The organism is Streptomyces sp. YGL11-2, from assembly GCF_050054615.1.
Lineage (GTDB): Bacteria > Actinomycetota > Actinomycetes > Streptomycetales > Streptomycetaceae > Streptomyces.
In genome coordinates, this window is the sequence record NZ_JBNHIN010000120.1 from 1 (window position 1) to 5,768 (window position 5,768).

7 protein-coding genes and 2 pseudogenes are annotated in these 5,768 nt (G+C 70.2%); 4 read left to right on the forward strand and 5 right to left on the reverse strand.

Going from position 1 to position 5,768, the window contains the following annotated elements; translation table 11 throughout:
• Window positions 1-489 (reverse strand): hypothetical protein (locus ACO1BR_RS43695; RefSeq protein ID WP_426800686.1); only part of this gene is annotated, 489 nt, incomplete at its 3' end.
• 432 nt (window positions 490-921) lie between these two features.
• Here ACO1BR_RS43695 and ACO1BR_RS43700 point away from each other — a divergent pair.
• Window positions 922-1,080 carry a hypothetical protein gene (locus ACO1BR_RS43700; protein ID WP_426800687.1) on the forward strand — a complete coding sequence of 53 codons (159 nt, stop codon included), beginning with the start codon at window positions 922-924 and terminating at the stop codon, window positions 1,078-1,080.
• 124 nt (window positions 1,081-1,204) lie between these two features.
• Here the strand turns inward: ACO1BR_RS43700 and ACO1BR_RS43705 are convergent, their stop codons facing one another.
• Window positions 1,205-1,387, reverse strand: coding sequence for a hypothetical protein (locus tag ACO1BR_RS43705; RefSeq protein WP_426800688.1), 183 nt, complete (start codon window positions 1,385-1,387; stop codon window positions 1,205-1,207).
• Between the two features lie 246 nt (window positions 1,388-1,633).
• Between ACO1BR_RS43705 and ACO1BR_RS43710 the strand changes: the two genes are divergently transcribed.
• Window positions 1,634-1,996 (forward strand): helix-turn-helix domain-containing protein, encoded by a 363-nt coding sequence (locus ACO1BR_RS43710; protein WP_426800689.1) that lies wholly within the window; start codon window positions 1,634-1,636, stop codon window positions 1,994-1,996.
• 55 nt (window positions 1,997-2,051) lie between these two features.
• On the opposite strand, the gene ACO1BR_RS43715 is transcribed toward ACO1BR_RS43710, so the two are convergent.
• Complete coding sequence (locus ACO1BR_RS43715) at window positions 2,052-2,903, reverse strand: helix-turn-helix transcriptional regulator (protein WP_426800690.1); 852 nt, start codon at window positions 2,901-2,903, stop codon at window positions 2,052-2,054.
• Between the two features lie 129 nt (window positions 2,904-3,032).
• On the opposite strand from ACO1BR_RS43715, the gene ACO1BR_RS43720 reads away from it, so the two are divergent.
• Window positions 3,033-3,815 (forward strand): alpha/beta fold hydrolase, encoded by a 783-nt coding sequence (locus tag ACO1BR_RS43720; RefSeq protein ID WP_426800691.1) that lies wholly within the window; start codon window positions 3,033-3,035, stop codon window positions 3,813-3,815.
• 184 nt (window positions 3,816-3,999) lie between these two features.
• On the opposite strand, the gene ACO1BR_RS43725 is transcribed toward ACO1BR_RS43720, so the two are convergent.
• Window positions 4,000-4,767 (reverse strand): dienelactone hydrolase family protein, encoded by a 768-nt coding sequence (locus ACO1BR_RS43725; RefSeq protein ID WP_426800692.1) that lies wholly within the window; start codon window positions 4,765-4,767, stop codon window positions 4,000-4,002.
• 337 nt (window positions 4,768-5,104) lie between these two features.
• Here ACO1BR_RS43725 and ACO1BR_RS43730 point away from each other — a divergent pair.
• A pseudogene (locus ACO1BR_RS43730) lies at window positions 5,105-5,478 on the forward strand (Tn3 family transposase); the annotation flags it as partial.
• Between the two features lie 189 nt (window positions 5,479-5,667).
• On the opposite strand, the pseudogene ACO1BR_RS43735 reads toward ACO1BR_RS43730, so the two are convergent.
• Window positions 5,668-5,768, reverse strand: a pseudogene (locus tag ACO1BR_RS43735) (TetR family transcriptional regulator); the annotation flags it as partial.

Below are 5,768 nucleotides of genomic sequence, written 5' to 3' on the forward strand. Positions count from 1 at the left end.
AGCGCCGAAGCCCACGCTGATGATCAGCGCCGCGAAGCCGAGCCCCGCGACCTTACCGGCCGCCTTGTGCCCCGGCGAGTGTGGCATCCGGCGCCGGAGCCAGAAGATGTAGAGGAGCGTGAACGCGGCGCAGGTGCCGAGCGCGGGCCAGTGACCGGCCTCCACGGCGACGAGTCCGCAGGCCGCCACCGCGGCGAGGTCGAAGGCGAGCAGCTGCAACCAGCGCCGCACGACGAGCCGTAGCGGCACCTCCCGCTCCGAGAGCGTGGACCAGTCCACCGGACGCAGCCGTTCACCGCTGTCGGTGAACTCCCCGACCAGCGCGGCCACCCGATCCGGGCCATCCGGCGCGGACGCCATCGCGCGCAGCGCCTCCACCTCGAACCCGGCGTCGCGCAGCGCCTGCCGCTGAGATGCGCTCAGGCGGCCGAGGAGCTCGTCTATCGAAGGGCGGGATTCCTTCGACGGGCCGAGGTCCTTCTCGCTCATATCTCGCTCACGGCAGGGCACCCTAACAACACCTCCCCGGCCGCTCCCGACGGGCCGCCGCCTCAACCTGCCTCAGGGGCATTCGCCGCTCCCGCGCCGCCGACGTCTGGGAGCACCCGCAGGGCGGCAGTTTGTGCGACAGCCGCACCAACTGCTCTGAGCAGCGATTTCGAGGATTTCTTTGATGCCGTACCGCACGAAGAGCAGAGGGAGCGCAGGCGCGGCCGGCCCGCAAGAGGCCACCCGCCGGAGCACTCGACACGGTCGTGGGCAAGGGGGCCCGGTACGCCAGGGAAGCTGTTGATGGCCCCTGGCCCCTGGCCCCTGGCCCCTGGCCCCTGGCCCCTGGCCCCTGGCCCCTGGCCCCTGGCCCCTGGCCCCTGGCCCCTGGCCCCTGGCCCCTGGCCGCTGCGCCGGGATGCCGAAGTGGCCATGAGGACGGAGCACGCGCGGCTGTCGCGGCTGCTGTCGGGAGAGGGCCTGCCGCCCAAGGAGTGGCTGGAGGCCCTCCACGAAGCCCGCGAAGCCGCGGGGCGCCCGGTGGGGCAGGATGAACACGACACGGCCTACGGCTCTACATCGCCGCGCTGAAGGAGACCGAGGAGACCGAGGAGGCCACGGAGCGCGGCGACCGGGAACGGGCCAGGGCCATCGGGTGGAAGCCGCGGCCGGCCTCGGTGCAGTACGAACTGGAGAGGCAGCTGCACAAGGTCCGTCAACAGGAAGGGGAGGCGGTCACCGGCTCCGGCAGGACGAGCAGCAACTGGCGGCCCAGGAAGCCCAAGTGGAGGAGATCCTGGACCGGATCACCGCGGCAGTCTCCACTCCTCACCCGCCGCGTGCAGCAGCCGCCGCCGAACTCCGCGGCCAGTAGCAGCAGCTGACACACCGGCGGCACCAACGCTCCTCCACCGTGGCCCGACTGCGCGGGTTGGAAGACGAGGTGACGGAACTACGCAACCAGACGCAGCACTTCCAGACAAGGCGCCAGAGAATCCTGGACCCGCCCGGCTACGGGGGCATCCGGCGCGTACCCACCAAACGGGCCGAGGTCATCACAGGTGCAGACAGACCAAGTACCACGAAGCGCGACTGAAGTAGCGGTGTGCAGCATGTCGTCGGTGATGACGGGTAGTCGGCCGCCGTGCTTGCCCTTGCGGGCCGCCGCGTCGAGTCCTTCGAGGGTCGACTCCCGGATGTTCTCCCGCTCGGTCTCGCCGAGTTCATCCGCGAGCTCATCGTCCAGGGCACCAGCCAGGGCCTGGACGCCACCCGTGCCCGGGGCGCCCGCCTCGGCCGACCGCCGGCCATGACTGACGAGCAGGTCCGCCACGCCCGCGATCTGCTCACCTGCCCGCAGAACACCGTCACCTCGATGGCCAAGCGGCTCGGCGTGTCCCGCAACACCATTTACAAGTACGTACCGGAGCTGAAGGGCGGCCGCGTCGTACTCGCCGAGGCGACGAGCACTCCCGAACTGCCTCGCCCAACCCAGCCCGTGGAGTGACCGGCGCATCGCCCCAGGTCGGCCCTATCCGTTGTTTTTGCGGCCGATGATGCGACTACTCCTGGGGTGCGAACTGCTCGGTGCCGGCGACGCGGAGAAGTTCCAGATGGCTGCTGTCTGGAGTACCCGGCGGTGGGGTGAAGATGAGAAGGCGCTGATCCTCCGTCGGGGTCAGCAAGGCCTCGCAGTCCAGGTCGATGGGTCCGACGGTCGGGTGGATCACGCGCATCCGGCTGGTGCGTCGGACGGCGACCTCATGGAGTTCCCACAGGCAGGTGAACTCCTCGCTGGCGGAGCGGATCCTCTCGACCAGGGCAACCGGGGCCGCACCACCGCCCCGCCGGGCGACGGCGGCCCGTAGGTCGGCGACGTGGACCCGGCTCCAGTGGTCGTGCTCCTCGGTGGGGTACGCCTGCCGGACCGTCGAGTCGGTGAACCAGCGCCACACCACGTTGCGCTCGTGCTCGCGGAGGGAGCAGACGCTGCCGAACAGGGCGGTGGCCATGGCGTTCTGCGCGAGCAGGTCGCCGAGGTCGCTGAGGATCTGAGCCGGGGTGTCCTTGAGCTGGTCGAGGAGGTGGAGCAGCCCGGGCCGGATGTGGTCGCCGGCGTGGCGGTCGGCGGGTGGGCGGTGGCCGGCCAGCAGGTAGAGGTGGTCGCGCGCGTCGTCGGTCAGCCGCAGCGCGCGGGCGAGCGAGGCGAGCATCTGGGTGGACGGTTGCGGGCCGCGTGCCTGCTCCAGGCGGATGTAGTAGTCGGCGGACATCCCGGCGAGCTGTACGACCTCTTCGCGCCGCAGCCCGGGTGTGCGTCGGCGAGGTCCGGCGGGCAGGCCGACGTCATGCGGGCGGAGCCGCTCGCGGGAGCGGCGCAGGAAGTCGGCGAGTTCTCGGCGGTCCGTGTTCATGATCACCATCATCCAGCCATCGTCCGCCGCTCATCCAGGGACTGCCGATCCCAGGCAGAACCATCCTCTCCTGGCCCTGCCCGAGCCGTGGAACTGTCGTGGTGTCAGCAAAGCAACCGAGGAGTGACTATGCCCATCGCTACCACCCCCACCGCTCGTATCCCCTACCGCGTGGCCGGTGAGGGCCCCGGCCTGCTGCTGGTGCACGGCACCGGCCCGGGCGCCGAGATCAACTGGGGCCATCTGGTTGATCAGTTCACCGACCGCCACTCGGTGCTGCTGCCGAACTACTCCGGCAGCGACAGCGCCGAGGACGACGGCGGCGAGCTGAGCGTCGAAAAGCTCGCCGAGCAGATCGCCGCGGTGATCGAGCACGCTGGCGGTGAGCCGGTCGACCTGGTTGGCTTCTCGCTCGGCTCGGTGGTCGCCGCCGCAGTCGCGGCGACCCGCCCCGTGATGGTGCGCAGCCTGGTCCTGGTCGCGCCGTGGCTGCACCGCGACGAGTACATGCGCAACCTGTTCACCGTCTGGCGCCGGATCGGGGACTTCGGCGACGCCGAGGCCTTCGGCCGGTTCGCCGCGGTCACCGGCTTCAGCCGGCCCTTCTTGGACGGTTTCGGCACCGCGGGCGTCGACCAGCTGGCAACCAACATGAGCCTGACCAAGGGCATCCTGCGCCACCTGGACCTGGACCTGCGGGTGGACATCCGCGAGCTGGCCACGCAGATCCAGGCCCGGACGTTGGTTATCGGCGGCACCCAGGACGTCACCGTGCCGGTGGAGCACGCCCGGGCGGTGCACGCGGCCGTTCCCGGCAGCAGCTACGCCGAGGTGGACGCCGGGCATGTCATGGTGATCGAGCGACAGGAGGAGTTCGTGAAGCTGGTCAGGGACTTCACCGACGGGGGCTGAGAACCAGGTAGTTGCGTACACCTCGCCCCGGCGGCCGGATTGGTTCGCCGCAGGTCGCGGTGATCACGGTAGGGGCTCTGGCGCAGTAAATCCGGTATTTACTGCGGTAGTTGTGAATGCGTCTCCGCGATCGAGTAACCGCCCGAATGTGTTTCTGCTGTGCGGACTTGAGGGGAGTGGACTGTCAGTGCCTGGGGCCAACATGCTTACCTGGGTCATGCCCCAGATCCTCCGTCACGGGCAGGCACTCGGCGAGCAGGTCGACGACGTCGCGCCAGGCTCGCTGCGCGTGCTGTGGGTGGTAGCCGACGCCGGGGACCACGGGGTGGCCGACCGGCGGGTGGTGGAAGGCGTGCAAGGCGCCGCCGTAGACCGCGAGGCGCCAGTCGACGCCTGCGGCCTGCATCTCAGCGGTGAACGCGTTCCGTTGCGCGGGCGGCATGATCGGGTCTTCCGACCCGACCCCGGCCCACACCGGGCAGCGAATGCGCGCCGCCTCGCCCGGTCGGCCCGTGGTCAGTGCGTTGACTGTCCCGATCGCGCGCAGGCTGACGCCGCCGCGCCCGAGTTCCAGCCCGACGGCACCCCCCGTGCCATAGCCGACGGCGGCGATCCGGTCGGGGTCGGTCCGCGGTTCGGTGCGCAACACATCGAGCGCCGCATGGCCGATGCCTCGCATCCGCTCGGGATCAGCGAGCAGCGGCAGGCAACGGGCCAGCATCTCCTCGGGGTCGCCCAAATAGCGCCCGCCATGAAGGTCGAAGGCCAGCGCTATATATCCCAGCTCGGCGAGAGCATCGGCCCGGCGGCGCTCGACGTCGCTGAGCCCCATGCCCTCTGGTCCGAGCAGCACCGCGGGCCGGCGGTCGACACCGGCCGGGAGCGCGAGGTGCCCGATCATCGTCAAACCGTCGGCCGGATACTCGACCGTACGCGTCGTAATCGTCGTCATGAGACCGGACTGTAGTGATCGTCGAGCCCGGTCCGGCCGGTGTTCTGCCGCTGGCAGAACAGCGTGGGTATCCCTCTGAAATACGGCGAGGGCCCACAAGAACCGTCATAAACCCCGCTCCCACGGCAGCGCTATCGGATCACCTGCCCGGGCCACGGTGTTGGAGGCTGACCCTCGCAGCAGGATTCTGGGGTATACCGGCCCGCTCCCGTGAAGGGCGTCACCAGCTAGTTCCCTCACGGCTCAGGCAGCCTGGCCGAGACCGGCGGCGGTCAGGTCCTGCTCGCGCAGCGGGGTGAAGTCGACGTCGAGTTTCGGGTCGTACGCCTCGGGCCGGCAGCTCACTGTCCAGGAGTCACGGCATAAGCTCGCCCGCGACATCTGCCACGGCAAGCGCGGACAGATCATGCAGGCATACAGGACGGGGCAGGAGGACCAACTCGGCGCGCTCGGCATGGTCCTCAATGCCGCCGTGCTCTGGACAACCCGCTACCTCGACGCCGCCGTCGACCACCTGCGGGCCCTGCCGCCTGAGGGGCGGGAGCATGACGTCCTGGACGAGGACGTGGCCCGGATCTCCCCGCTGAAGCACGCTAACCTCAACTGCCTGGGCCGCTACAGCTTCGCCGCCCGCCGCGCGAGGGCCTGCGCCCACTGCGTGACCCGGCGACCTTCCATCTCGACGAGGACGACGAGGGCATCGGCGAATGATGCGGCGTTAGGGCGCGTATCGGGTCGTGATCAATGAGCACCGCAGCTTGCGGGGCGGGTGCCCCGTCTGGGGTACGGGGCCCGGCGATCTGCGGCTGCGCGTGTGGACGCGAGTGCCCGGTTGCGTTGCCGTAGGCAGGCAGCGGCGGGGCCTGAGGGCCCCGGCTGCGTGCCCGCCGGGATGGTGTGTCAGAGCTTGGCGAGCCGGTCTACCAGCAGCTCCACCCTCGGCTGGGCGTACTCGGGCAGCAGGCGGCCCGCGCGGGTCAGGGTGGCGAGCCCGTGCAGGG